27 protein-coding genes and 1 tRNA gene are annotated in these 25759 nt (G+C 64.1%); 10 read left to right on the top strand and 18 right to left on the bottom strand.

Annotation, left to right across the window (positions count from 1 at the left end; all coding sequences use genetic code 11):
• Positions 1–17: 17 nt before the first annotated feature.
• Complete coding sequence (locus ACEQZ0_RS03405) at positions 18–755, bottom strand: hypothetical protein (RefSeq protein WP_370188413.1); 738 nt, start codon at positions 753–755, stop codon at positions 18–20.
• Complete coding sequence (locus tag ACEQZ0_RS03400) at positions 752–1204, bottom strand: GatB/YqeY domain-containing protein (RefSeq protein ID WP_370188411.1); 453 nt, start codon at positions 1202–1204, stop codon at positions 752–754. The genes ACEQZ0_RS03405 and ACEQZ0_RS03400 overlap by 4 nt, the downstream gene beginning before the upstream one ends.
• A gap of 148 nt (positions 1205–1352) precedes the next feature.
• On the opposite strand from ACEQZ0_RS03400, the gene carA reads away from it, so the two are divergent.
• The 4 genes from carA (at position 1353) to greA (ending at position 6855) form a co-directional block, all read left to right on the top strand.
• A complete protein-coding gene (carA, locus tag ACEQZ0_RS03395) occupies positions 1353–2531 on the top strand; it encodes a glutamine-hydrolyzing carbamoyl-phosphate synthase small subunit (protein ID WP_370188409.1) in 1179 nt (392 codons plus the stop codon).
• Entirely contained in the window at positions 2528–2965 is a 438-nt protein-coding gene (locus ACEQZ0_RS03390; protein WP_372520057.1) for a hypothetical protein, read from the top strand. Before carA ends, ACEQZ0_RS03390 begins: the two co-directional genes overlap by 4 nt.
• Positions 2949–6272 (top strand): carbamoyl-phosphate synthase large subunit, encoded by a 3324-nt coding sequence (carB, locus tag ACEQZ0_RS03385; protein WP_370188405.1) that lies wholly within the window; start codon positions 2949–2951, stop codon positions 6270–6272. Before ACEQZ0_RS03390 ends, carB begins: the two co-directional genes overlap by 17 nt.
• 115 nt (positions 6273–6387) lie before the next feature.
• Entirely contained in the window at positions 6388–6855 is a 468-nt protein-coding gene (greA, locus tag ACEQZ0_RS03380) for a transcription elongation factor GreA (RefSeq protein ID WP_370188403.1), read from the top strand.
• A 154-nt stretch (positions 6856–7009) separates the two neighbouring features.
• On the opposite strand, the gene ACEQZ0_RS03375 is transcribed toward greA, so the two are convergent.
• From ACEQZ0_RS03375 to ACEQZ0_RS03355, 5 genes are all read right to left on the bottom strand, one after another.
• Positions 7010–7240, bottom strand: a complete 231-nt coding sequence (locus ACEQZ0_RS03375) for a DUF4170 domain-containing protein (RefSeq protein ID WP_221603838.1) — start codon at positions 7238–7240, stop codon at positions 7010–7012.
• Between the two features lie 108 nt (positions 7241–7348).
• Positions 7349–7879 (bottom strand): hypothetical protein, encoded by a 531-nt coding sequence (locus tag ACEQZ0_RS03370; protein ID WP_370188401.1) that lies wholly within the window; start codon positions 7877–7879, stop codon positions 7349–7351.
• Between the two features lie 29 nt (positions 7880–7908).
• Positions 7909–8247, bottom strand: a complete 339-nt coding sequence (locus tag ACEQZ0_RS03365) for a hypothetical protein (RefSeq protein WP_370188398.1) — start codon at positions 8245–8247, stop codon at positions 7909–7911.
• Positions 8244–8678 carry a phage holin family protein gene (locus ACEQZ0_RS03360; RefSeq protein ID WP_370188396.1) on the bottom strand — a complete coding sequence of 145 codons (435 nt, stop codon included), beginning with the start codon at positions 8676–8678 and terminating at the stop codon, positions 8244–8246. Before ACEQZ0_RS03360 ends, ACEQZ0_RS03365 begins: the two co-directional genes overlap by 4 nt.
• 22 nt (positions 8679–8700) lie before the next feature.
• Positions 8701–9345 carry a hypothetical protein gene (locus ACEQZ0_RS03355; protein ID WP_370188395.1) on the bottom strand — a complete coding sequence of 215 codons (645 nt, stop codon included), beginning with the start codon at positions 9343–9345 and terminating at the stop codon, positions 8701–8703.
• Between the two features lie 161 nt (positions 9346–9506).
• Between ACEQZ0_RS03355 and eno the strand changes: the two genes are divergently transcribed.
• Positions 9507–10796 (top strand): phosphopyruvate hydratase, encoded by a 1290-nt coding sequence (gene eno, locus ACEQZ0_RS03350; RefSeq protein WP_370188393.1) that lies wholly within the window; start codon positions 9507–9509, stop codon positions 10794–10796.
• Between the two features lie 23 nt (positions 10797–10819).
• On the opposite strand, the gene ACEQZ0_RS03345 is transcribed toward eno, so the two are convergent.
• Entirely contained in the window at positions 10820–11065 is a 246-nt protein-coding gene (locus ACEQZ0_RS03345; RefSeq protein ID WP_370188391.1) for a hypothetical protein, read from the bottom strand.
• A gap of 78 nt (positions 11066–11143) precedes the next feature.
• Here ACEQZ0_RS03345 and ACEQZ0_RS03340 point away from each other — a divergent pair, with 78 nt between their 5' ends.
• Together ACEQZ0_RS03340 and ACEQZ0_RS03335 are read left to right on the top strand one after the other, a co-directional pair.
• Entirely contained in the window at positions 11144–12193 is a 1050-nt protein-coding gene (locus ACEQZ0_RS03340; protein WP_370188389.1) for a phosphotransferase family protein, read from the top strand.
• Positions 12193–13284 (top strand): hypothetical protein, encoded by a 1092-nt coding sequence (locus tag ACEQZ0_RS03335; protein ID WP_370188387.1) that lies wholly within the window; start codon positions 12193–12195, stop codon positions 13282–13284. The genes ACEQZ0_RS03340 and ACEQZ0_RS03335 overlap by 1 nt, the downstream gene beginning before the upstream one ends.
• On the opposite strand, the gene ribH is transcribed toward ACEQZ0_RS03335, so the two are convergent.
• The 4 genes from ribH to ACEQZ0_RS03315 all read right to left on the bottom strand — a co-directional run bounded on the left by ribH (position 13281) and on the right by ACEQZ0_RS03315 (position 15560).
• On the bottom strand, positions 13281–13703 hold the full coding sequence (gene ribH / locus ACEQZ0_RS03330) for a 6,7-dimethyl-8-ribityllumazine synthase (protein WP_370188386.1): 423 nt from the start codon (positions 13701–13703) through the stop codon (positions 13281–13283). The genes ACEQZ0_RS03335 and ribH overlap by 4 nt on opposite strands.
• A gap of 5 nt (positions 13704–13708) precedes the next feature.
• Positions 13709–14953: a 3,4-dihydroxy-2-butanone-4-phosphate synthase gene (gene ribB / locus ACEQZ0_RS03325; RefSeq protein WP_370188384.1), complete on the bottom strand. Its 1245-nt coding sequence runs from the start codon at positions 14951–14953 to the stop codon at positions 13709–13711.
• A gap of 111 nt (positions 14954–15064) precedes the next feature.
• Positions 15065–15140: transfer RNA gene (locus ACEQZ0_RS03320), tRNA-Lys, on the bottom strand.
• Between the two features lie 99 nt (positions 15141–15239).
• The gene (locus tag ACEQZ0_RS03315) at positions 15240–15560 is read right to left on the bottom strand and encodes a hypothetical protein (protein WP_370188382.1); all 321 of its coding nucleotides are present in this window, start codon (positions 15558–15560) and stop codon (positions 15240–15242) included.
• A gap of 181 nt (positions 15561–15741) precedes the next feature.
• Between ACEQZ0_RS03315 and ACEQZ0_RS03310 the strand changes: the two genes are divergently transcribed.
• Complete coding sequence (locus tag ACEQZ0_RS03310; protein ID WP_370188380.1) at positions 15742–16452, top strand: LuxR C-terminal-related transcriptional regulator; 711 nt, start codon at positions 15742–15744, stop codon at positions 16450–16452.
• On the opposite strand, the gene rodA is transcribed toward ACEQZ0_RS03310, so the two are convergent.
• The 5 genes from rodA to ACEQZ0_RS03285 are packed head-to-tail and all read right to left on the bottom strand — an operon-like array spanning position 16449 to position 22188.
• A complete protein-coding gene (gene rodA / locus ACEQZ0_RS03305) occupies positions 16449–17567 on the bottom strand; it encodes a rod shape-determining protein RodA (protein WP_370188378.1) in 1119 nt (372 codons plus the stop codon). The two genes, ACEQZ0_RS03310 and rodA, sit on opposite strands and share 4 nt — an antisense overlap.
• Positions 17564–19690 (bottom strand): penicillin-binding protein 2, encoded by a 2127-nt coding sequence (gene mrdA, locus ACEQZ0_RS03300; RefSeq protein ID WP_370188377.1) that lies wholly within the window; start codon positions 19688–19690, stop codon positions 17564–17566. Before mrdA ends, rodA begins: the two co-directional genes overlap by 4 nt.
• Positions 19690–20241 (bottom strand): rod shape-determining protein MreD, encoded by a 552-nt coding sequence (mreD, locus tag ACEQZ0_RS03295; RefSeq protein WP_370188375.1) that lies wholly within the window; start codon positions 20239–20241, stop codon positions 19690–19692. Before mreD ends, mrdA begins: the two co-directional genes overlap by 1 nt.
• Complete coding sequence (gene mreC / locus ACEQZ0_RS03290) at positions 20241–21131, bottom strand: rod shape-determining protein MreC (protein WP_370188374.1); 891 nt, start codon at positions 21129–21131, stop codon at positions 20241–20243. Before mreC ends, mreD begins: the two co-directional genes overlap by 1 nt.
• 13 nt (positions 21132–21144) lie before the next feature.
• A complete protein-coding gene (locus ACEQZ0_RS03285) occupies positions 21145–22188 on the bottom strand; it encodes a rod shape-determining protein (protein WP_370188372.1) in 1044 nt (347 codons plus the stop codon).
• Positions 22189–22381: 193 nt separating this feature from the next.
• On the opposite strand from ACEQZ0_RS03285, the gene mutL reads away from it, so the two are divergent.
• Both mutL and ACEQZ0_RS03275 read left to right on the top strand, forming a co-directional pair.
• Complete coding sequence (gene mutL, locus ACEQZ0_RS03280) at positions 22382–24220, top strand: DNA mismatch repair endonuclease MutL (RefSeq protein ID WP_370188370.1); 1839 nt, start codon at positions 22382–22384, stop codon at positions 24218–24220.
• A 586-nt stretch (positions 24221–24806) separates the two neighbouring features.
• The gene (locus tag ACEQZ0_RS03275) at positions 24807–25295 is read left to right on the top strand and encodes a hypothetical protein (RefSeq protein ID WP_370188367.1); all 489 of its coding nucleotides are present in this window, start codon (positions 24807–24809) and stop codon (positions 25293–25295) included.
• A 1-nt stretch (position 25296) separates the two neighbouring features.
• On the opposite strand, the gene ACEQZ0_RS03270 is transcribed toward ACEQZ0_RS03275, so the two are convergent.
• Positions 25297–25755 carry a MaoC family dehydratase gene (locus ACEQZ0_RS03270; RefSeq protein ID WP_370188365.1) on the bottom strand — a complete coding sequence of 153 codons (459 nt, stop codon included), beginning with the start codon at positions 25753–25755 and terminating at the stop codon, positions 25297–25299.
• Positions 25756–25759: the final 4 nt, after the last annotated feature.

Here is a 25759-nt window from a genome sequence, read left to right as displayed (position 1 = left end):
CTGCGGTCCCGAGGGCCTCAGGTCCTTGCCGGAGGCGCCTCGCAGGCATTGGTCGCGCCCGCTGCCTTGCCGGGATAGGGGCCGCTGCCCGTCGCCTGCGTGTAGTTCGCGGTGATCGCATAGGCCGCGGCAGGCCCCGCGGGGGGCACGGTCGACTGCCACCAGAAGGTCAGCGGTTCGGCCTGGTCCCATTGATCGCCGCCGTCGCCCGCGCTTACGGTCCACACCAGCGCACCGTCGTCGCATGTGATAACGATGTCGGCCTTCGGCCCGATCGCGGCCATGGCCTCGTCCTTCGAATAGCCCGCTGTGCCGGTGAAGCCGATTGCCGGGCGGGTCATGCGGAAGACGGTCGCGCGCTCGACATCGGAGGAATCATTGCCTGCGCCGCTGCCGCTGTCGTCATCGTTGTCCTCGCCCGGGTAGACGACATGGACGTAGGTATAGACCGTTCCCTCGGGTGCCTTAGGCGGGTCGCAGGTCTTCATGCCGGTGGGGCAGGCGACGAAGCTGCGCATGTCGGCGAAATTGCCTTCGGAGTTCGACAGTGCGCTTTCGACCTCTTCACCTTGCGGCCCGACGATCTTCGCGCCGAGCCTGAGGTCGAGGAAATCGCCCGCTTCGATTTGGCGCGCCAGCGCCTCGGCCTCGCCGTCGCTCACTGCCACATCGAGATCGGTCGGCGGTTCGTCGGCATCGCTGCCGCAGGCGCCGAGCGCGAGAACGAGGGGGAGGGCGACGGCGATACGGTTCATGACAGCGCTTCCTTTACCAGCCCGCTGGCCTTGCTCATGTCGAGAGTAGCGCCATGGCGGGCCTTAAGTTCCCCCATCACGCGGCCCATGTCCTTCATGCCCTCGGCACCGAGCTCGGCCTTGATCGCGGCGATGGCGGCTCGGGTCTCGTCCTCGCTCATCTGCCTGGGCAGGAATTCCTCGATCACCGCCAGCTCGGATTTCTCCTTGTCGGCGAGCTCCTGGCGCCCGCCATCCTCGTACATCTCGATCGATTCGCGGCGCTGCTTGGCCATCTTCAGGAGGACGTCGGTGACGAGTTCGTCGTCTTCCGGCTTTGTGTCCGAGGTGCGCAGCTCGATATCGCGATCCTTGATCTTGGCCCCGATCAGGCGCAGCGCGGCGGTGCGCTCCTTGTCCTTGGCCTTCATGGCAGTGACGGTCTCGGCCTGGATTTTTTCGCGCAGCATGGGATTTCCGATAGTTAGTGTCTGGTGTTCGCAGCCCATTTAGAACGGTGCACCGATATGCCAAGTGTTCTGCTTGACGGGAATCGCTGCGGCCCCTAGCGGCTGGGACTTAGCACACATCGCTGGAAACCTTTTACCCGGAGCGCCCATGGCCCTGTCCGCATCTTCGCACGCGCAACCTAAAGGCGCTACCGGAGTCCTCGTCTTCGGCGATGGCTCCGTCATCTGGGGCAAGGGCTTCGGCGCCAGCGGCAGCGCGGTGGGCGAAGTCTGCTTCAACACCGCGATGACCGGGTATCAGGAGGTGATGACCGATCCCTCCTACGACAGCCAGATCGTCACCTTCACCTTCCCGCATATCGGCAATGTCGGCGCGAACGAGGAAGACCATGAAAGCCGCGGCCTCGGCGCGGTCGGCTGCGTGGTGCGGCAGGAAGTGACGCCGCATTCGAACTTCCGCGCGCAGAACGAATTCGTCGAATGGATGCGCGAGCACGGCAAGATCGGCCTGTCGGGCGTCGACACGCGCGCGCTGACCCGTCGGATCCGCATGGCGGGCGCACCAAACGCAGTGATTGCGCACAGCCCGCGCGGCGAATTCGACCTCAAGGCGCTGAAGCAGCAGGCGGCGGAATGGAGCGGGCTCGAAGGCCTCGACCTCGTCCCCGGCGTGACGCGCGAGGGCGCCGAAGACTGGACCGGCGGCCACTGGCAGCTCGGCTTCGGCTATACCAACGGTCAGGCGGAAAAGCCGCATGTCGTCGCGATCGACTATGGCGCGAAGGACAATATCTTCCGCAACCTCGTGAAGGCGGGCGCGAAAGTCACCGTGGTGCCTGCGCGCAGCTCGTTCGACGAGGTCATGGCGCTGAAGCCCGACGGCGTGTTCCTCTCCAACGGCCCCGGCGATCCGGCGGCGACGGGCGAATATGCGGTGCCGGTGATCAAGGCGCTGCTCGATGCCGACGTGCCGCTGTTCGGCATCTGCCTCGGCCACCAGATGCTCGGCCTCGCGGCAGGGGCGAAGACCGCCAAAATGTTCCAGGGCCACCGCGGCGCCAACCACCCCGTCCAGCGTGTCGGCGGCGAGTGGGGCGAGAGCACCGGCCTTGTCGAGATCACCAGCATGAACCACGGCTTCGCGGTCGATGTCGGCACGCTGCCGCCGGAGGTGGAGCAGACCCACGTCTCGCTCTTCGACGGGACGAACTGCGGCATTTCGATCAAGGGCAAGAAGGCGTTCGGCGTGCAATACCACCCCGAGGCGAGCCCGGGGCCGCAGGACAGCTTCTACCTGTTCGAGAAATTCGTGGGGATGCTGGGGTGAGGCGCACCCGCCTCATCTGGTTCCTCGCAGGATTACTGGTGGCTCTGCTTGCGCAAAGTCTGGTTTGGCTTTGGGATGACGACGAAGATTCTACCCGGAAAGCTTACCTTATTGTTTCGGATAGGGAGGATCTCCCCGAAACGACAGCGTTTGCGCGAGACGAAATTTTTGAGAAAAACCCCGAAATTCTTCGAAATTGCGGGATCGAAGAATTTTCGATTTGGGCCTCCAACGGGATGCCACATGTGGGCGTAACTTCTGGTTTTGTTTTAAGTGAACAATCCGACGACGCGCTCAACTGCGTTCTCGAATCGATCGCGGATCACGAAGTCTACGGATTGGTCAGATCCTCAGATCATCCTCAGGCGCTGTCTCCCATCGTACAAGATTTTGAAAGAATAAGAGCGGCGGAAAAGAATGCCCAAACGCACTGACATCTCCTCGATCCTCGTCATTGGCGCTGGCCCGATCATCATCGGCCAGGCCTGCGAGTTCGACTATTCCGGCACGCAGGCGATCAAGGCGCTGAAGGAAGAGGGCTACCGGGTCATCCTGGTCAACTCCAACCCCGCCACGATCATGACCGATCCGGAAATGGCCGACGCCACGTATGTGGAGCCGATCACGCCCGAGATCGTCGCCAAGATCATCGAGAAGGAACGCCCCGACGCGGTGCTGCCGACGATGGGCGGCCAGACCGCGCTCAACTGCGCGCTCGCGCTGTTCAACGACGGCACGCTGGAGAAGTTCGGCGTGACCATGATCGGCGCCAATGCCGATGCCATCGACAAGGCCGAAAACCGCCAGCGCTTCCGCGAGGCGATGGACAAGATCGGGCTCGAAAGCGCGCGCAGCGGCGTCGCCAATACGGTCGAGGAGGCCTTTGCCGTGCTCGAACGCACCGGCCTTCCCGCCATCATCCGCCCTAGCTTCACGCTGGGCGGCACCGGCGGCGGTATTGCTTACAACAAGGCCGAGTTCGACAAGATCGTCCGCGAAGGTCTCGACGCTTCGCCCACCACCGAGGTCCTGATCGAGGAATCGCTCCTCGGCTGGAAGGAATACGAGATGGAGGTGGTGCGCGACCGCAAGGACAATTGCATCATCATCTGCTCGATCGAGAATGTCGATCCGATGGGCGTGCATACGGGCGACTCCATCACAGTCGCGCCGGCGCTGACGCTGACCGACAAGGAATACCAGATCATGCGCACCGCCAGCATCGAGGTGCTGCGCGAAATCGGCGTGGAAACTGGCGGTTCGAACGTCCAGTTCGCGGTCAATCCGGCAGACGGCCGCCTGATCGTGATCGAGATGAACCCGCGCGTTTCGCGCAGCTCGGCGCTCGCATCCAAGGCCACCGGCTTCCCCATCGCGCGCGTCGCGGCGAAGCTGGCGGTCGGCTACACGCTCGACGAGATCCAGAACGAGATCACCGGCGCGACGCCCGCAAGTTTCGAGCCGACCATCGACTATGTCGTCACCAAGATCCCGCGCTTCGCTTTCGAGAAGTTCAAGGGTTCGAAGAACGAACTGTCGACCGCGATGAAGTCGGTCGGCGAGGTCATGGCGATCGGCCGCTGCTTCGCCGAATCGATGCAGAAGGCGCTGCGCGGGCTTGAGACGGGGCTCGACGGCTTCAATCGCATCACAGAATTCGAGAACGTCAGCCGCGAGGTGATCGTGGCCTCGCTCAGCAAGCGCACGCCCGACCGCGTGCTCAAGATCGCGCAGGCCTTCCGCGAGGATTTCACCGTCGAGGAGCTGGCGAAAATCACCGGATTCGACCCGTGGTTCCTGCGCCAGATCGAGGCGATCATCTACGAAGAGAAGATGATCGGCCACCAGGGCCTCCCGCGCGACGCCGCCGAAATGCGTCGGCTGAAGGCGATGGGCTTTTCCGACAAGCGTCTCGCCACGCTCGCGGTACGCTCGGTCGGTGTGGCCGGCGGTCTCGGCGAGACGCAGGCCAAGCGCTCCGGCCTGCTCCACGATGCGCTGCGCGCGATGGCGGGCGCCACCAGCGAACAGGAAGTGCGCGCCCTGCGCCGCAAGCTCGGCGTCTATCCAGTCTACAAGCGGATCGACAGCTGCGCCGCCGAATTCGAGGCGGTCACGCCCTATATGTACTCGACCTACGAGGCGCCCAGCTTCGGAGAGGCCGAGGACGAGGCGATGCCGTCCGACCGCAAGAAGATCGTCATTCTCGGCGGCGGGCCCAACCGTATCGGCCAGGGCATCGAATTCGACTATTGCTGCGTCCACGCCTGTTTCGCGCTGAGCGAGGCCGGGTTCGAGACGATCATGGTCAACTGCAATCCCGAAACCGTCTCGACCGACTACGACACCTCGGACCGGCTCTATTTCGAGCCGCTCACGGAAGAAGACGTGCTCGAAATCATGCGTGTCGAGATGTCGAAGGGCGAGGTCGTTGGCGTGATCGTCCAGTTCGGCGGGCAGACTCCGTTGAAGCTCGCCGCAGCGCTCGAACGCGAAGGGATCCCGATCCTCGGCACCAGCCCCGACGCGATCGACCTTGCCGAAGACCGCGAGCGCTTCGCCAAGCTGGTCAACCAGCTCAAGCTCAAGCAGCCGATGAACGGTATCGCCAAGAGCCGTGACGAGGCCGCCGCGGTGGCGCATCGCATCGGCTACCCGGTGCTGCTGCGTCCCTCCTACGTGCTCGGCGGGCGGGCGATGGAAATCGTCGACAGCGAGGCGCAGCTCGACGACTACATCGCCACCGCGGTCAATGTCTCGGGCGACAGCCCGGTGCTGGTCGACCAGTACCTGCGCGACGCGGTCGAATGCGACGTCGATGTCGTCGCCGACGGCACCGATGTCCGCATCGCAGGGGTGATGCAGCATATCGAGGAAGCGGGCGTCCATTCGGGCGATTCCGCCTGCACGCTGCCGCCCTACAGCCTCTCTGCCGACATCATCGCCGAGATGGAGCGTCAGGCGACCGATCTGGCAGTGGCGCTGAAGGTCCGCGGGCTGATGAATGTCCAGTTCGCGGTCAAGGACGGCGAGGTCTACCTGATCGAGGTCAACCCGCGCGCCAGCCGCACGGTGCCCTTCGTCGCCAAGGCCATCGGCCAGCCGATCGCCAAGGTCGCCGCGCGGGTGATGGCGGGCGAACGGCTCGACAGTTTCGAACCCTTCGACCTCAATCCGGACCACATGGCGGTCAAGGAAGCGGTCTTCCCCTTCGCGCGTTTCCCGGGCGCCGACCCGGTCCTTTCGCCCGAAATGAAATCGACCGGCGAGGTGATGGGGATCGACCGCGGTTTCGCCGCCGCCTTCCTCAAGTCGCAGTTGGGCGCCGGGATGAAGCCCCCGCAGTCCGGGACGCTGTTCGTATCGGTCAAGGATAGCGACAAGGCGGCGATCGTGCCGGCGGTCGAGACGCTGCTCGACAAGGGCTTCCGCGTCATCGCCACCGGCGGCACGCAGCGCTACCTTGCCGAACAGGGGCTGGCGGTCGAACCGGTCAACAAGGTTGCCGAAGGACGCCCGCATATCGTCGATGCGATCATCGACGGCGAGGTGCAGTTGATCTTCAACACCACCGAGGGTTGGCAGTCGCTGCTCGACAGCAAATCGATCCGCGAGGCCGCGCTGGAAAAGAAGCTGCCCTACTACACCACCGCTGCCGCTTCGCTTGCCGTGGCGCAGGCGATCGCCGAGGTTTCGCCGGACCAGCTTGAAGTGCGTTCGTTGCAAGACTATTATAGCTGACAGAACACACGCCACCGATCCCCCCAGACATTCGAACCGATTGGGTTCCGCATCCCGGCGGACCGGGTTCGAATTGTCCCGGGGAACGGCTCGAACAGGAAGGACAAGGGGTCCTATGGAAAAAGTGCCGATGTTGGCCGAGGGCTACGAGAAGCTCACGGCGGACCTGAAGATGTTGCGTGCCGAACGCCCCAAGATCGTCGATGCGATCGAGGAAGCTCGCGCGCATGGCGACCTGTCGGAAAACGCCGAATATCACGCGGCGAAAGAACGCCAGGGCCAGGTCGAGGCCATGATCGGCGAGTTGGAGGACAAGATCAGCCGCGCGCAGATTATCGATCCCACCACGCTGAGCGGCGACAAGGTGATCTTCGGCGCGACCGTCACCCTGCTCGACGAAGACGACAAGCCGGTGCGTTACCAGATCGTCGGCCAGACCGAGGCAGACGCCTCGAAGGGACGGATCAGCTATAACTCGCCGATCGGACGGGCGCTGATCGGCAAGCAGATCGAGGAAGAGGTCGAAGTGACCGTACCCTCGGGCGACAAGTTCTACCTGATCGACAAGATCGAGTTCATCTGATCGCGCGTTCCAACGCCTGAGGCCGATCGGGATGTCGCGATGGCCCTCGGCGATGGGTCGTTCGTGGAATGGAAACGCATGAGGCTGGCTCGCGCGGATGCGGGCCGGCCTCAGTGTGTTGGTATCGTTGTCGTGGTCGAGACGACCGACCGGGTCAGGCGCCCGGGTCGAGCAGTTTGTGCAGGTGGACGATGACGTATTTCATCTCTGCATCGTCGACCGTGCGCTGGGCATTCGAGCGCCACGCATCGACCGCGAGATCGTAGCTGCTGAAAACGCCGGCGACATGGATGCTTTCGGGATCGGCGAACGTCACGCTGCGCGGATCGGTGACGCGGCCACCCATCACGAGATAGAGCGTCTGCTTGCTCTCTTTTTCTTCCATCGGGATGTCTTTCTCTTGGGGAGGGCAGGAATGGCTGCGCCACATAGCGAAAGCGGCGCGACAGGCAAGCCCGCCGCGCCGCTATGGCCGGTCATGGTTGAAATGAAATCAGTGCGTCAGGCGGCTGCGAAGCGCGCGGTAGGCGCGGCTTCCCTTGCGACCGGCCTTGCGCCCCGAGGCGCGGAGCGCATCGCTCGCGGTATCGAGCTTGTAGGCGGCATCGCGGCGCAACCCGCGCGCGGTGGTTGCGGCGCTGTCGCCGAAATCCTCGATCCTGTCGCCGGCATATTGCGCGCCGTCGACCAGACCGTCGATCATGCGCGCGCCATAGGCGATCGCCGCGTCGGCCGCGAGCCCGGCGAAGGCTCCACCGCGCCGCCCGAGACGGCGGCCCTTCCGCGTCATCGCACCTGCGGCAAGCCCCAGTACGAGCACACCGCCCACCACGGCCAGCGGATGCTTTCGCGTGAAATCGAGCGCGGTGTCGGCCATCTCCTTCGCCTGGTCGGCGAGGCTGCGCTGTTCATTGCGCTGCTCACCCGCTTCGATCCGGGCGCGGAGCTGTTCGCGTTTTTCGGAATCGCTCAGCTTGCTATCGGCGCTGATCGGGGTGACGTTGCTTTCGGCTGCATCGGCCATGAAATCCTCCGGAAAATGTGTTCGTGCGATCAACGAATCTCGGCGGTCCGATGTTCCTGCTCTTCGTCCGAATCCTCGTCGTCGCGTTCTTCGGGGGCGAAGCCGAGCAGCTCGAGGATCGGATTGCGCGCGAACCAGACCACCACCGCGGCGACCAGTGCGGCGAGGGCGCCCCTGTTGTCCTCGGCCATGTCCACTGCTTCTTCGTAAAGATCGGTCGCCCCATCCATGACGCGGTCCATCGCGCGTTCGGCGAGGCTCTTGTGCGTGAAATCGGCCTTGAGATGCTCGATATCGGCTTCGACCAGTGCCCGTGCGGAATCGCGCAGGTGCCGGTCTGCGATCATGCGTGCGCGGCGTGTGTTCACGACGGGTCCTCCACGTCGAATGCCTCGCGGATGTCGTCGATGCGGCGCTTGAGGAGGCGCAGCAGGATCACTCCGGCGATGACGAGCACCAGCGTGACCAGCGCAGTTGCGCCCCAGGCACCGATGAGCGGGACGAGGGCGATGACAAGGCCCACGGTCGCGGCGATCAGGGCCAGGTGGAACACGCCGAAAGCCCCGAGGCCGAATGCGATTGCGCCCTTGGTACGGTTGGCGATGAACCCCGCGCGGCTCTTCTGGAACCGCAGTTCGGCTTCGGCATAGGTCTTGCCGTCCTCGATCAGCGCCAGGACGTCGTCGGTCAGCGAATAATCGTGACCGTCGTCGCCCTGCGGATCGGTAGCTTCGTGCTCGTCAGGCAGATCGAGCGGGCCGGCAAAATCGTCCGTACGCTCGGGTTCATCGTCCCGCATTCAGTCCCCCGTGGCAGCTCGCTCAGCGCGAGCTGCGGAATAGACGCGAAAACATGAAGCCGACAAGCGCGGCGATGCCGAGCGCCTTGCCCGGGCTCTTGCGGACGAATTCACGGCCATCCTCGACCAGGTCGTCCACGCTCTTCTCGTCGAGCTTGGTGGCGTAGGTGTCGAGCGACTTCGAGGCGCTGCGGGCATAATCGCCATATTTCGCGCCCAGCTTCTCGTCGACCTGGTGGGCATTCTCACTGACCAGCTTGCTCAGCGAGCGAAGACCTTCGCCGGCCTTGACCTTGCCTTCGGTGGCGAGCTCGCGGCCCTTGACCTTGGCTTCCTCGCCATAAGCCTTGGCGTCGGTCACCCAGTCTTCGCCTTTGCCCTTCGCCTGGTCGCGATAGGCGACGGCACGATCGCGACCCTCGGCCTTGAGTGCCGCAGCACCCGCCTTGGCTTCTTCCAGGGCGGCATTGAAACGCGATTTCGCTTCGGCGCGGTTGTCGGTGGTTGAGCTAGTGGTGGGCTTGGTCACGGGAGCCTTCTCCTTGGCTGTACCGGTCTTGGCCGCGGTCTTGCGCGGCTTCGCGGTGGTGGTTTTCTTGGCTGTGTTTGTCTTGGTGGTAGGGGTCTTGCGCTTTTTGGGCGCGCCGCCTGCGGGGGTCTCTGCCATGGTAATCGTCCTTGCCCTCAATTCGTATTCGTCCGGCGTGATCGCCTTCCACGTTGCAACGCAACTTGCACAGCAATGTTCCGACGCATAGAGCGCTGCGGACTCCCCACCTGGGGGTGTTTTAGACAATTACAACACCTTTGCCCGGAGCGCTAGCACCCATGACCGCAATCATCGACATCCACGCCCGCGAGATTCTCGATTCTCGGGGGAATCCGACCGTTGAAGTCGATGTACTGCTCGACGACGGCAGCTTCGGGCGGGCCGCGGTGCCGAGCGGTGCCTCGACCGGCGCGCACGAGGCGGTCGAGCTGCGCGACGGCGACAAGGATCGCTATCTCGGCAAGGGCGTGACCAAGGCGGTCGATGCGGTCAACACCGAGATCCGCGACCTGCTGGTCGGGGCCTTCGACGCCGAGGACCAGCGCGACATCGACCTCTCGATGATCGCGCTCGACGGCACGCCCAACAAGGGGAGGATCGGCGCCAACGCCATCCTCGGCACCAGCATGGCGGTGGCCAAGGCGGCTGCAAACGCGCGCGGCCTACCGCTCTACAGCTATATCGGCGGCGTCTCGGCGCATGTCCTGCCCGTGCCGATGATGAATATCATCAATGGCGGCGAACATGCCGACAACCCCATCGACATCCAGGAATTCATGGTCATGCCGGTGGGCGCCGACAGCCTCGCCGAGGCGGTTCGCTGGGGAGCAGAGGTCTTCCATACGTTGAAGAAGAAGCTCCACGAGAAAGGACTCGCGACCGCCGTGGGCGACGAAGGCGGCTTTGCTCCCGACCTCGCCAGCACGCGCGACGCGCTCGACTTCATCATGGCATCGATCGAGCAGGCTGGGTTCAAGCCGGGCGAGGACATCGCTCTGGCGCTCGACTGCGCCTCGACCGAATTCTTCAAGGGCGGCAAGTACGAGATAACGGGCGAGAAACTCTCGCTCGACGGACATGAGATGGCCGAGTACCTCGACAAGTTGTGCCGCGACTATCCGATCCGCTCGATCGAGGACGGCATGGCCGAGGACGATTTCGAAGGCTGGAAGGCGCTCACCGACCGCATCGGCAATACGGTGCAACTGGTGGGCGACGACCTGTTCGTCACCAATCCGCAGCGTCTGCGCGAAGGAATCGATCAGGGCCTCGCGAACTCGCTACTGGTCAAGGTTAACCAGATCGGCACGCTGTCGGAAACGCTCGACGCGGTGAGCATCGCCAATCGCGCCGGCTATACCGCGGTGATGTCTCACCGTTCGGGCGAAACCGAGGATGCGACCATCGCAGATCTCGCGGTCGCCACCAATTGCGGACAGATCAAGACCGGCAGCCTGGCGCGTTCGGACCGGCTCGCCAAATACAACCAGCTGATCCGCATCGAGGAAGAGCTGGGCGACAGCGCCATCTATGCCGGACGCAGCTGTTTCGGCCGGATCGGTTCCTGATCGTCATCTCGCCCGAAGATCCGCTAGGCGCGGTTCTTCGGGTGAAACCAGTATTGCCACACGCCCCAGGCATTGATCAGCAGCAGCACGCCGTTCATTGCGGCAAGCGGGAGGGCATCGCTGGTCAGCCCGATGTAGATCCACAGCATCGAAACCAGGCAGAACAGCACGAAGCCCCACGCCGTCGGGCGCCGGCCCAGGTCGAAGGCAATGAGTGCTGCTGCGATTATGGCGCCGATCGAGGCGACCCATTCGATCGGTCCGTTCATTCTCGTCTCTCCTGCATGATTGTCAGGACGCACGGCTCTCGTTAGCGTTCCGGCAATTGCTCTTTGTGGGAGGGGCGCTTGGCGGATTTTCCGGTCCATCCGGACGAGGTGAGCGCAGCTTGGCTCAGCGAGGAGCTGGGCGCGCGCGTCGACGCGGTCAGCTGGGAGCCGATCGGCACCGGCCAGGTTGGCGACAGCGTGCGCTTCCGCCTCGAAGGCGAGGGAGTGCCGAATACGCTGGCGGGCAAGTTTCCGGCCGCAGATGCTACCAGTCGCGGAACGGCGGCCATGTTCGGCCTCTACCGCAAGGAAGTGGAATTCTACCGACAGGTCGCGCCCCTGCTCGATGTGCGCTTGCCCCATGTGCATTTTGCGGCCGTCGACGAAACCGGAGGCGCGTTCGTTCTCCTGTTCGAGGATCTCGGTCCGGCACGGCAGGGGGACCAGATTGCCGGCTGCACGATCGCAGATGCCCACGCCGCCATGCGGCAGGCAGCGGCGATCCATGCGCCGAGCTGGGGCCGCGAGGACCTGCTCCAGGCCGAGTGGATCAAGCCGCCCGCCGACCTGAAGGAGCGTCTCGGAACGATGTATCCGCAGGCGCAGGCGATCTTCCGCGAGCGCTACGCCGCCGCGCTCGAACCCGAATTCATGGCTTTGTGCGAGGAGCTTGCCGAGGCCAGCGCGCACTGGTTCGGACGCGAAGAACCGCCGCAATGCGTGGTGCACGGCGATTTTCGCCTCGACAACATGCTGTTCGACATTCGCGGGGGAGCGGAACCCATCGCCGTGCTCGACTGGCAGACGGTGGCAGGGGGCAGGCCGATGACCGATGTCGGCTATTTTATGGGGTGTGGCGTGGGCGAGGCGCTGTGGCGCGACCACGAAGAACAATTGCTCGAGCTGTGGCGGTCCGAAATGCAGGCGCGCGGCGTCGTGCTGGAGCGGGACGACATCGAACGCGATTACCGGCTCGGTATCCTCCACGGCGTTTCGACGGCGGTTTTCAGCGCGGCCTTCGTAGAGCGGACCGAGCGCGGCGATGCCAATTTCCTGTCCATGGCGCGCGGGGCCTGTTCGCTGGCGCTGGCGCGCGATAGTATCGGGGCCTTGAAGGAGACGATCTAGTGGTTCTGAGCCGCGGCGACGATTATCCGATACACCAGACGCCGGAACCGGTTGCCTATGCCGGGACGGACCGCAATTTCTACGACCGCTATTTCTTCAACGGCTATGCCCCCGATGGCAGCGGGTTCTTCGCGGTCGCCCTGGGCGTGTACCCGCATCTCGATGTGATAGACGCGCATTTCAACATCGTCCGCGACGGGGTGCAGCACTGCATCCACGCCAGCGCCGAGCTGGGCATGGAGCGAATGGCGATGGCGGCCGGTCCGATCTCGGTCGAGATCATCGAGGCGCTGAACATCCTGCGGATCCGGCTGGAACCCTGCGAGGGAATGGCGGCGGACATAACCTTCACCGGGCGGGCCTTCCCGATCGAGGAGCCGCGCTTCGCTCACCGCATCGGTCCGCGTGCCTTCATGGACTATACGCGGCTGACACAGAACGGCACTTACCAGGGCTGGATCGAAGTCGACGGCGAACGGCGCGACCTGGCCGAAGGGACACTCGGAACGCGCGACCGGAGCTGGGGTGTGCGCCCTATCGGCGCGCGCGACATGCAGCCAATGCCCGGGCACACCTTGCCGGGGTTCTTCTGGCAGTGGACGCCTGTCAATTTCCCTCAGGGCAGCCTGTTCTTCCACGTCAACAACGACCAGCACGGCGAAGCCTGGAACACGCGCGCGGCCTGGGCGGGGGAGGGTGCCGGACCCGATGAGCTCGCCGAAGGGCACGGCAGCATGCGGACCCGGCTCGAGCAGGGGACGCGCTGGCCTTCCGGCGGCACGCTGTCGCTGGCACTACCCGGCGCGCCCGAACAGGTCGGCTTCGAGCCGCTCGGGCGCTTCCAGATGCGCGGCCTCGGTTACACTCATCCCGAATGGGGTCACGGCATGTATCACGGACGGCTGAAGGTCGCGCGCGAGGATATCGAACTGGCCGATCTCGACCCGCTCGCTCCCGAGAACCTGCACGTCCAGGTCCCGGTGCGCGTCATAGGCAGTGACGGCACCGAGGGTATCGGCGTGTTCGAACAGCTGATCATCGGCCCCTTCGCGCCGCTGGGGCTCGAGGAATTCCTCGATGGCGGGCGTTAGGCCGCGAAGCGCTGCTGCAGGGCGAGCAGGGCCATCGCGGCCTGTGCCGCTTCGCCGCCCTTGTCCTTCTGCCTCGGGTCGGCGCGGACCAGCGCCTGGTCCTCGTTCTCGACTGTAAGGATCCCGTTGCCGATGGCCATTCCGTCCATCGTCAGCGCCATGATCCCGCGCGCGCTTTCGCCGGCAACGATCTCGAAGTGATAGGTCTCGCCGCGGATGACGACGCCGATGCCGACGTAGCCGTCGTATTGGCCGCTCTCCGAGGCGAGCGCGATGGCGCCGGGCACTTCGAGTGCGCCGGGAACGGTCAGCACGTCGACATCGTGTCCTTCGGCCTCGAGCGCGGCGCGTGCGCCGGCCACGAGCATGTCGTTGAGGTGGTCATAGAAACGGGCTTCGACGATCAGGAAACGGGCCATGCTGGTCACTCCGGAATGGGCATGTGGTCGACGATGTCGAGACCGTAGCCCTCGATCGCCACGACGTTGGGTTGCGAATTGCTGAGCAGGATCATGTCCTCGATTCCGAGGTCGGCGAGGATCTGCGAACCGATCCCGACGTTGCGCTGCGCATCGCTTTCGCTGTAGCCGCGATTGCCTGCCGGACGCCCGGTAATGAGCACGATCACGCCGGCGCCGTGTTCTCCCACTGCCTGCATCGCGCGCTGCAGCGTGCGCTTGCGCGGCCCTGGCTTGCCGAGGACATCGTCGAATATCGAGATCGGGTGGACGCGGGCGAGGGTGGGCTGGCCTTCGACGACATGACCCTTTTGCAGGACATAGCTTTCGCTGCCGTCGACGGTGTTGCGATAGGTAAGCAGGCGCCAGTCGCCGCCATAATCGGACTCGAAGCTGTCCTCGCCGACGCGTTCGACCAGATGATCGTGGCGCATGCGGTATTCGATCAGATCGCGGATGGTGCCGATCTTCATGTCGTGCTTGCGCGCGAAACCGATCAGGTCGTCGAGCCGCGCCATGGTGCCGTCCTCATTCATGATCTCGCAGATCACGCCCGAGGGGTTGAGCCCGGCGAGGCGCGAAATGTCGACCGCGGCTTCGGTGTGGCCGGCGCGGACCAGCACGCCGCCGTCGCGCGCGGCGAGCGGAAAGACATGGCCGGGGGTAACGATGTCGTCGGGGCCCTTGGTCGCATCGATCGCCACCGATACGGTGCGCGCACGGTCGGCCGCGCTGATACCGGTGGTGACGCCCTCCTTGGCCTCGATCGAGGTGGTGAAGGCGGTCTGCATGCTTTCGCGATTGTTCCGGCTCATCGGTTCGAGCCCCAGCGCCTCGACGCGCTTGCGGTCGAGTGCGAGGCAGATGAGGCCGCGGCCGTGCGTGGCCATGAAATTGACCGCATGCGGCGTCGCCATCTGCGCGGGGATGATGAGATCGCCCTCGTTCTCGCGATCCTCGTCGTCGACGAGGATGTACATCCGCCCGTTGCGCGCCTCGTCGATGATTTCCTCGGCCCCGACGATGACCGGCGTTTCGTCATTCGCTTCGAGGAATGCGGCCAGCTTGGCGAGCGTTTCGGCAGTTGGATTCCAGCTGTCCTCGCAGCAATCGCGCAAGGTATTGGCATGGAGTCCGGCGGCGCGGGCAAGCCCCGCGCGGGTCATGAGACCCTGCGAAACGAGGGTGCGAACTTTGTCGATCGTATCCATGGCATCGCGGTATCACACTAGAATGTGATTGCCAATCGACTATATCACATTCGATGTGAATAGGACGCAACGACCCCGATGGGCTGTCGATGTCATGACGAAAGGGAAAAATGGTGGACGCACTAGGGCTCGAACCTAGGACCCGCTGATTAAGAGTCAGCTGCTCTACCAACTGAGCTATGCGTCCACACTGCGGCTTGCCGCGGCCTCGTGGAATGAGGCGTTCCCGACTCGGGAGGCGCTCATATAGCGGGCTTTCGAAAGATGAAAAGCCCTAAATGACCGATCAGGCCACGCGCCGAATTTCGATATCCCGCATGGCGTCCTCGCGAACTTTTAGCGTGGCCCCGAAGGGATCCGAAAGGTTGTCATCGATGACGAGGAGCCGCCCGAATTCGAGCGTCCTGACGGCCGCGAAGGCTTCGTGGAGGGGGAGGCCGGTAACCCGGGGTAAATCCCAGATGGTGATCTGCGCATCGCGCCGGTTCGCGCGGCAGATCTCGGTCAGAACGCGGTCGCAAACATCGTCGCCGATCTTTCGGGCCGGGTCGCAGCAGTCGCCCTGCTCGCGATCCTCCGCGCGCCGCCGGTGGGGGTCGGTATTCATGGTCTCACAATCCCTATTCGCCCGGCGACTTCCCCCACACATCCATCGCCGGCGGTTACTTGCTTGGTTACTATACAAATATACCAATTCTGCCAGTCCCTCACCTTGGGGACGGTACGTTAGCTGTCGTACGCTTACTTATTTGACGGTTTATGTTCCAAGGACTAGTCACCTTGAAATAATGCGCGATTTCTCGGCCCATATCGCCAGGATGTCGGATTGCGAGGCGATCCTTGAATACGTATACGCTGCGTGTCGCGAAGAAGGCGCCGTCTGGTTCAGCTACCACTTCACCTCCGCATTCGAATCGCAGACCTCCAAGAGGACGGCGATCTGGGCACGGGACTATCCCCTTGAGTATCAGAAGCTCTATGTAACCGAGGATTGGCGCAGCCTCGACCCGGTGCCGCGCCTGACCTTCACGCACGGCCCGGTGATAACCTGGACCAAGGCCCGCAGGTGCGCGCAGGGCGAGCGGCGTGCCGAGGAATTCCTTGCGCGACTCGAGGCCCTGGGCATCGATAATTGGGCCAGCTTCGCGCTGTTCGGGCCGCATAATCGCAACGGCTATGCCTCGATGCGGTTTGCGGACGATCCCGAGGGTTTCGACGATGGTCGAATCCTATCTATTCACGCCATGCTCACCGCCGCACATTTCCAGATTTGCACCATCATGGATGGCGGCAATGCTTCGGTGACATTGTCGGAACGCGAACGCGAGGTGCTCGAATGGATGGGGCGGGGCAAATCCTCGTCGGACATCGCGGCGATCCTGTCGATATCGCCCGAAACGGTGCGGACCTATACGCGGCGGATTTACGATAAACTCCAGACCAACGACCGGGTAACGGCCACTGTGCGTGCGCTCAAGATGGGGCTGGTCGAACTCTAGCGGATCAGGCCGGAACGCGGCGCCTTGCGGTTCCAGCGATCGACCATCATCAGCGACCCGATGCAGATCATGTTGGTCAGCATGGAACTGCCCCCATGGCTCATGAACGGCAGCGGAATGCCGACCACGGGGGCCAAGCCCATCACCATCATCAGGTTGATCGCGACATAGAAGAAGATCGTCGCCGTCATCCCGAGCGCGACCAGCTTGCCGAAGCGGTCCTCGCTCGCTCGCGCGACCGACAGGCCCCAGGCGAAAATCAGCGCGAAGGATCCGATCACGACCAGTCCGCCGAGAAAGCCCCATTCCTCGGCCATAGTGGCGAAAATGAAATCGGTGTGCGGTTCGGGCAGGTAATGCAGGTGGCTTTGCGACCCTTCGTTGAATCCCTTGCCCGAAAACCCGCCCGAACCGATCGCAATCTTCGACTGCGTGATGTGATAGCCATCGCCCAGCGGGTCGCTCTCGGGATCGAGGAAGGTGAAGACCCGCTTCTGCTGATAGGGCTGGAGGCCAACGAAGAAGGCGACCGGGGCCAGCAGGGCGCCGGCCAGCCCCGCGCCGACAAACCAGCGTAGCGGCAAGCCTGCGGCGAACATCACCACAGCGCCGCCGAAGAGGATCGCCAGCGACGTCCCCAGATCGGGTTGCAAGAGGACGAGCGCGACCGGCGCCAGGATAAGTCCCCCGGCGGGAATCAGCGATCGCCAGGTCGGAATCATGCCGACGGGAAGCGTGGCGTAGAACCGCGCCAGGACGAGGACGATCGCGGGCTTCATCAGCTCCGAAGGCTGGAGCTGGATGAATCCGAGATCGAGCCAGCGTTGGCTGCCGCCGCCGACGAAGCCGATCGCTTCGACCCCGACCAGCATGACGAGGATGATTGCATAGATCGGGAAGGCGAAGAACATCGCCAGCTCGCGCGTGAAGCGCGCGAGCACGAAGGCCATGACGAGAAAGATCGCGAACCGCAGGACATGCGAGGAAGCGTAGGGCTCCCAATCCCCGGCTGCCGCCGAATAGAGGACCAGCGCACCGAAAGCGATCAACACGAACAGCGGGAACAACATCCGCCAGGGTTGCCGCGCGATCGGCGCGGGGACGATTCCGCTCATCGCCGGATTTCCGGCGTGTCGCCCGCAGGCGCCGGATTGGTCCCGGGAGTTCCCGTGGCATCGGGCGTGGCCGATGTGCGCGACACCTCTTCGGGCGTGCGGGTGTCGACGCGCGAGGGGTTCGATTGCTCGGCCAATCCTTCGGGCTGGCGTGCCGCGACCCGGGCTTCGGCCTCGACCCGATCGAAGATTTCCTCGTCCCGCGAGGGCACCGGCGGCACCGCTTCGCCCTGTGCCGCCGCATAGGCGCGATATTTGGCGTTGAGCCTTTGCTGCGCAGTGCCGCCCCATTGCTCTTCGAGCGGACGGAGCGCATCCATGCCTTTCGCCGGATCGAACAGGAAAGTCATCACATCGCGTGCGATCGGATAGGCGGCACCCGAACCGCCGCCATGTTCGATCACCACTGCACCGGCGTATTTGGGCTTGTCGAAGGGTGCGAAGAACACGAACAGCCCGTGGTCGCGATATTTCCAAGGGCCGGTCTTGCCGTTGGAGACGCTCAGGGAAACCACTTGCGCGGTGCCCGTCTTGCCAGCCATCTTGATGTCATCGAACGGCAGGCGCGCGCGACCCGCGGTCCCCGGGCCATTGACCACGTCGCTCATCGCCTGGCGGACATAGCCGATTTCCTCGGGGCTGAAATCGAAATGCTCGAACTGCGGCTTCTTACCGGTCAGGCGAAGGCGGGGCATCACCTTGTACCCCGTCGCCATGCGCGCGCTCATCACCGCCAATTGCAGCGGGTTCGTCAGATAGTAGCCCTGACCGATGGAAGAATTGACTGTATCGTAGGGCTGCCATTCGCTGTCGTGGCGCCGCTTTTTCCATTCGGGGGAGGGGACGGTGCCGAAAAACTGGCTTTGCACCGGTAGCGGGAATTCCTCGCCAAGCCCCATCCTGTGCGCCCATTCAGCCACTTTTGCGAAGCCGACCTGCTGTGCGAAATGGTAGAAATAGCTGTCGCAACTCTGGTAGATCGCCTTGGCCATGTCGACCCGGCCGTGATTGCTCCAGCAGTTGAAAAAGCGGTTGCCGATCCGCCGACCGCCGCCGCACATGATTGCCTCGTCGGGTTTGATGCCGGCATCGAGAAAGGCCATGCAGTGCATCGGCTTGACTGTCGATCCCGGCGGATAAAGTCCCTTGAGGACCTTGTTGCGCAACGGAACGCGTTCGTCGTCGCGGAGCATGCCGTATTCGACCCGTCCGATACCCTGGGAAAAGCTGTTGGGATCGAAGCTGGGCATGGAGGCCATGCAGAGCAAGTCGCCGGTGTCGCAATCCATCACCACTACCGAACCGCTTTCGAGGCCGATGCGGCGTGCGGCGTAATCCTGCAACGGGCCATCGATGGTCAGCTGGATCGGATCGCCCTGCGTGTCCTCGCGCGTTTCGAGTTCGCGCACGATGCGTCCTGCCGCGGTAACTTCAACGCGCCGTGCGCCGGGCACGCCGCGCAGTTCCTGCTCGAACTGCTTTTCCAGCGCGTCCTTGCCGATCTTGTAGCCAGGCGTGACGAGTAGCGGGTTGCGATCCTGCTCGGCGTATTCCTCTGCATTGGCAGTGCCCACGTATCCGATCAGATGGCCCACGCTGGGACCGGTCGGGTAGAAGCGCGAAAAGCCGCGTTGCGGGACCACGCCGGGCAGATCGGGCAGGCGAACGCTGACTGCGGCGAAGGCATCGTAGCTGATCCCGGATGCGACCTCGACGGGCTGGTACCCCGGGCCGTCGGCGATGCGCTTGCGGATATCGGCGGCCTGGTTCGGATCGAGATCGAGGATCCGGGTCAGCGTGCTCACCGTCGCATCGGCATCGGGCGTACGATCGGGGATGAGGTCAACGCGGAAATCTGCCCGGTTCGAGGCCAGCGGAGCGCCGTTGCGATCGAGGATCCAGCCGCGCCGGGGGGGAATGAGCGAGAGATTGACCCGGTTGCTCTCACTTTCGAGCTTGTACTTCTCGTTCTCGGCGATGGCGATCTGGCCCATCCGCGCGGCCAGCAACACTCCGATACCGCCCATCGCCGTACCCATGACGAATGTACGCCGGTCGAAGGCATTGTCGAGCGTCGACTGGGTGACGACTTCGCGCGGGCGGGCCCTTTTTCGCCAGCGCATCAGACGGCCTTCCAGCGGTGTAGGCGGAAGCGGTCGAGCGTGGCGACCAATCGGGCGGCGACCGGGAAGAGAAGAAGGGTGATCACGAGCTGCGGAACGAGGGCGACGAGCGAATGGATGGTTGGCTGAGCACCCGAGAGCAGCCAGCCGGTAACGAGATAGGCGGTGATCAATATACCCGCGGTGAACCAGTCCTGCCAGAAGGCACGCCACGGCAAGCGGGTCTCGAGTAGCTCGATCGCGAGCATCAGCAATGACCAGGTGAGAATGGCAAAGCCGAAGGGCTGGCCGGAATAGAGATCGTCGACGAACCCTAGCGGCATGCCTGCCCACACCGGCAGCAGTCCGGGGCGTACCAGTCGCCAGCCGAGCAGCATGAGCAGGCCCAGCGGCGGTACCATCGGTAGCGCTGCGGCAATGGGAAAGATCGGCAGGATCGAACAGATCGCGATCGACACCCACGGGACCACATTGGCAAGCAGCGGCGAGTGCGAGCGGTTTATCCGGCTGCCATAGGCGTCGCTGCGCGAGCGGGGGTCGTTGCGCTCCATCAATCGCCCAATTCGCGTTCGATCGGGGTCGCCGCACCGATCGCCGCCTCGGGTTCGTAAATGGGTTCGACGCTGACGAAATCGGTCGCCGCTGGATCGCTTACGATGCGCGCCAGCCCGCCGTCGTCGGTAATCTGGGTCACGATGGCGACAGCGATTCCCGGCCGGTAGTATCCGCCTGCGCCGCTTGTGACGAAGACGTCGCCGGCCTTCAGCGGATTGATCCCGAGGTTGATCAGCTTGATCCGCAGCAGGCCGTCGCCGCGTCCCTCGGCGAAGGCGACCACCTCGTCGTTGGCCCGGCGGACGGGGAGCACGCTTTCGGAATCGGTCAGCAGCAGGACGCGCGAACTGTCGCTGCTGACTTCGAGGATGCGTCCGACGATCCCGCGCGGGGAACGCACCGGCATGCCGACCGCGACACCCTGGTCCGATCCGGCCCCGAGGTAGGCGAAGCGACGGGTGCTCGAAGCGGTCGAGCCGACGAGCCGCGCCACCGCCACGGGTTTGATCTCCTTGTCGCTCAGCCCGAGAAGGCCCTTGAGCCGGATATTCTCCTGCTTCACCGCAGCCGCTTCGGCGAGGCGAATTCGCGCGATTTCCATCTCGCGCTTGAGCGCGGCGTTCTTCGAGCCGGCGCGGTAATATCCGCTGACCGTGTCCCAGAACCCCTTGGTGCCCGTCCGCACGGTGGCTGCCGTTTCGGTGGCGGGCGAGACGCCATCCTGCGCAGCACCGCGCAACCCGCCGAACAGGTGCGGCTGGAAGAACGACAGGGCGAGCAGGATCGCGCCGATCAGCGCGCCGACGCCCGCGATCACGTATCCGGTGAAGAGATTGTACTGCGCCCTGCGCGAATAGCCCGAGCGCCGTGAGCCTGTCGGCGCCATCCCAATGCCTTCCTTAAGCCGTCATCAGGACGCCGCGATAGATCGGGTCCTCCATCGCGCGACCGGTGCCCACCGCCACGCAGGACAGCGGATCTTCGGCGATCGTCACCGGCAGGCCGGTCTCCTCGCGCAGGTACTCGTCGAGCCCGCCGATCAGCGCACCGCCGCCGGTCAGGACGATGCCCTGGTCGACGATGTCGGCTGCAAGCTCGGGGGCGGTGTTTTCGAGCGCGATACGCACGCCTTCGACGATCGCGCCGATCGGTTCGCTAAGCGCTTCGGCGATATGGCCCTGGTTTATGGTGATTTCCTTGGGCACGCCGTTGACGAGGTCGCGGCCCTTGATGGTGATGCTTTCACCCACGCCGTCCTCGGGCTGCCGCGCGACGCCGAAGTCCTTCTTGATGCGTTCGGCGGTGCTGTCGCCGATCAGCAGGTTGTGGTGTCGGCGGACGTAGGAAACGATCGCTTCGTCCATCTTGTCGCCGCCGGTGCGGACCGAGGTGGTATAGGCGAGACCGCGCAGCGAGAGCACCGCGACCTCGGTGGTGCCGCCGCCGATGTCGACGACCATGCTGCCGACCGGCTCGGTCACCGGCATGTCTGCACCGATCGCCGCGGCCATGGGTTCGAGGATCAGGTAGACCTGGCTCGCGCCGGCATTCGAGGCCGCATCGCGGATCGCGCGGCGCTCGACGCTGGTCGAGCCCGAGGGCACGCAGATGGTGATCTCGGGATAGCGCATCAGGCTCTTGCGACCGTTCACCTTGCGGATGAAGTGCTTGATCATCTCCTCGGCCACGTCGAGATCGGCGATCACGCCGTCGCGCAACGGGCGGATCGCTTCGATGCTGTCGGGCGTCTTGCCCATCATCATCTTCGCATCGTCGCCCACGGCCTTGACGCGCTTCATGCCGTTGATTGTCTCAAGCGCGACCACGCTCGGCTCGTTCAGGACGATACCCTGGTCCTGCACGTAGACCAGCGTGTTGGCGGTCCCCAGGTCGATCGCCATGTTCTGCACGCCGAATTTGAAGAGATTGTTCCAGAAGCCCATTGTAACTCGATTTTCCGTTTGTGCGTGATCAGGCGAGGGGGCCGCGACCCGCTCGCACCTCTCCAGGGGGGAATGGTGGCGGTGCCTTAGCGAGATTATGCCGCGAATGCCAAAATTTTCCGTGCGCGCTTCGGGGGAAAGATGAACGCGCCATCTCGGATTCCCGGCGCTTCGTCGCTAGGATCGATCGACCATGCCGCAAATCCGTCGCCTGCCCGAGAATTTGGTCAACCGCATCGCCGCCGGCGAGGTGGTCGAGCGGCCGTCTTCGGCGCTCAAGGAACTGGTCGAAAACGCGATCGACGCGGGTGCGACGCGGATCGCGGTCAAGCTCGTCGAGGGCGGGCTGACAAGTCTCGAGGTAACCGACGATGGCTGCGGCATGAGCCCCGAGGAAATGGCGCTCGCGCTCGAACGGCACGCGACCTCCAAGCTCCCCGACAAGGCGATCGAGCAGGTCGCGACGCTGGGCTTTCGCGGCGAGGCGCTGCCGAGCATCGCCAGCGTGGCGCGCTTCACGATCGAGAGCCGCCCGCATGGCGCAGAGCAAGGCTGGAAGCGCGTCGTCGATCATGGCGAGGTGACCGCCGAAGGGCCCGCCGCGCTGCCACCCGGCACGCGCGTCCGGGTCGAGAGCCTGTTCGGCAAGATACCCGCGCGGCGCAAATTCCTGCGTACGCCGCGCAGCGAATACGCCGCCTGCAAGGACGTCGTGCTCCGGCTCGCCATGGCGCGACCCGAAGTCGCGATGACGCTCGACCATGGCGATCGGCGGATTTTCGGCCTGCAGGGCGGGGAAGGGCTCGCCAATCGCGTCGCGCAGCTGGTGGCGCGCGAACTCAAGGACAACGGCGTCATCCTCGACATGGAACGCGGCGCGATGCGGCTCACCGGGATCGCCGGCCTGCCGACCTACAATCGCGGCGTCGCCGACCACCAGTATCTCTTCGTCAACGGCCGTCCGGTAAAGGACCGGCTGCTGACCGGCGCGGTGCGCGGCGCCTATGCCGACATGCTGGCGCGCGACCGGCACGCGGTGCTCGCGCTGTTCCTCGAAATCCCGTGCGAAGATGTCGACGTCAACGTCCATCCCGCGAAGACCGAGGTCCGCTTCCTCGATGCGCAGGGCGTGCGCGGCTTTATCGTCTCGGGTTTGCGGCAGGCGCTGGCCACCGGCGACAAGCGGAGCGCGCAGTCCCCCGATGCCGGGGCAATGGCGCGCTGGCAGCAGGAGCCGATCGCGCGCTCAAGCAGCGAAGCGGTAGCGCATCAAGGACGTGGAGAGCCCGCTCCCGCTTTGCGATCGATCTTCGAAGGGCGCGACTGGTCCGCGCCGCGAGAACACGTTGCAGAGCCCAGCCAAGCTTGGCGCGCGGCGGACAGCGACGTCATGGCCGAGCCGCGCGGTCGCGCCGAAGAAGCCGCCCCGGCGGCCGAGGAGGCGCAGGACTATCCGCTGGGCATTGCCCGCGGACAGGTCGCCAACACCTATATCGTCGCCGAGGCGAAGGACGGGTTGGTGCTGGTCGACCAGCATGCCGCGCACGAACGGCTCGTGCTTGAGCGGCTGCGCGCGGCCGGGGCCGAGGAAGCCGTCGCACGCAGCCAGGCGCTGCTGATCCCCGAGGTCGTCGAGCTCGACGAAACCAGCTGCGACCGGCTCGAGGAAGCGGCGCCGAAGCTGGCCGAGCACGGGCTGACGATCGAGCGTTTCGGCCCTTCGGCCATGCTCGTGCGCAGCCTGCCGCACGCCATCGCTCGGACCGATCCCGAAAAGCTCCTGCGCGATATCGACGACGACCTCGCCCTCAATGGCGAAGCGCTACTGCTCGGCGAGAAGCTCGACCTGGTGCTGGCGACAATGGCCTGCCACGGCTCGGTCCGTGCTGGCCGCGTGCTGCGGGTCGACGAGATGAACGCACTGTTGCGCGAGATGGAGCGCACCCCGCGTTCGGGGCAGTGCAACCACGGGCGCCCGACATGGGTGAAGCTGTCGATGGAGGAGGTCGAAAAGCTTTTCGGCAGGCATTAGAGCAGGTTGGCACGCACTTTTGTTTGCGCAGCTTTGACGCCTTTGTCATAAGCGGACTGTCGGTTAGCGACGCCATTGCGGACGTTCCTAAAAACTGCTTCGGAGTTCTGGGCGGAGTGGGCCTTGCGGCTTTTTGGTCGAGAGAAAAAGATGTTAAGAGGTGGCTGCGCAATCACCGTATCGTCTATCGTGAGCATCCTGACTCTTGTTTTCGTTTCTGGCTGGACCAATAGGCCGCTTCATCTAATTGTCAGTCCACCCACGCAGCGCGGATTCGAGGGATTTATCTATTGGGGTATCTTCCTCGTTATTGTTTTCTCACCTTTGATAATCGCCGTATTTTTCTTTCTCCGTCAGTATCGCGCCAACGCGCGTGCCAAGAAGAGCGGGCCTAAGAACCGCGGCTGAATGTTTTCGCTGACTTCCGCTTCCACCCCAAGGTCAGACGTGCCGGCCCCGCTTATTCTTGCCTGAAACTAGACGTTGAACGAACACGGGAAACTCTGGAGCAGATCGTCCATTTTTGTGTCTTGAGAAAGGTGAAGCTGTCGATGGAAGACGTCGGTAAACTGTTCGGGAGGCATTGATGCGCACGACTTTCCTGATGCTTGCCGCTGCGGCGTTGGCCGCCTGCTCGGAGGCGCCGAGCGAAGAAGAGCGCGCTGCCGCCGTCGCCGAAGTCGAGGCGCACCAGACGCCGCCGCCCGAACAGCTCGACCTTGCGCCGATCCGCTATCGCGAGATCGAGCAGCACGACCTGTTCGGAGCGGGGTGCAGCTTCGCACCCGACGGAGGCGGTTTGGCCGCAGTTGCGCTTGCGATGGCGGACACCGGGCATTTCCTGCGCGGGAGCGAACTGGTCACGCTCGCCGCCGATAAGGGCAGCAGCGAACTGCCTTATCTCGCGCGGCGCAAATATGACGGGAAAGCCTTTTCGATGGTGCTCGACCTGGACGAGGCGGCAGGCCGACAATCGGGGGAGGAGACCAGCGACTATCCCGCCACGCTGACGATCCGCGATTCGAACGAACAGGTGGTCTATCGCAAGGCGGGGATCGCCCAGTGCGGCGCGTGATCTAGTCGGTCCCTTCGGGGTCGCGCGTGCGGATCAGGCCGTTCGAGATCATCGTCATGACCGGTTCGTCGTTCTGGTTGAACACCGTCAGCCGGCTCTTGAAGATGCCCATTTCGGGACGTGAGGCGCTGCGGCGCTTCTCGATGATCTCGCTTTCGCAGCGCAGCGTGTCGCCCGGATAGACCGGTTTCTTCCAGCGCAGCTGATCCACGCCGGGCGATCCCAGGCCCGCCTGCTTGTTGGCTTTTAGATACGCGACCAGCATCGACATGGTCATGGCGCAGGTATGCCACCCACTGGCCGAGATGCGCCCGAAATGTGTCTGCGCCGCCGCCTCGTCGTCGAGATGGAACGGTTGCGGGTCGTATTTGGAAGCGAAATCGATCACTTCCTCGCGGGTGACTTCGTAATGCCCGAAAGCCTGCTGGTGCCCGACGGCGATGTCTTCGTAGAACTGCATTGCA

Source organism: Qipengyuania sp. (assembly GCF_964227205.1).
Taxonomy (GTDB): Bacteria; Pseudomonadota; Alphaproteobacteria; order Sphingomonadales; family Sphingomonadaceae; genus Qipengyuania.
The sequence above is the reverse complement of the archived record's forward strand: the minus strand, read 5'-3'. Positions and strand labels throughout refer to the sequence as shown.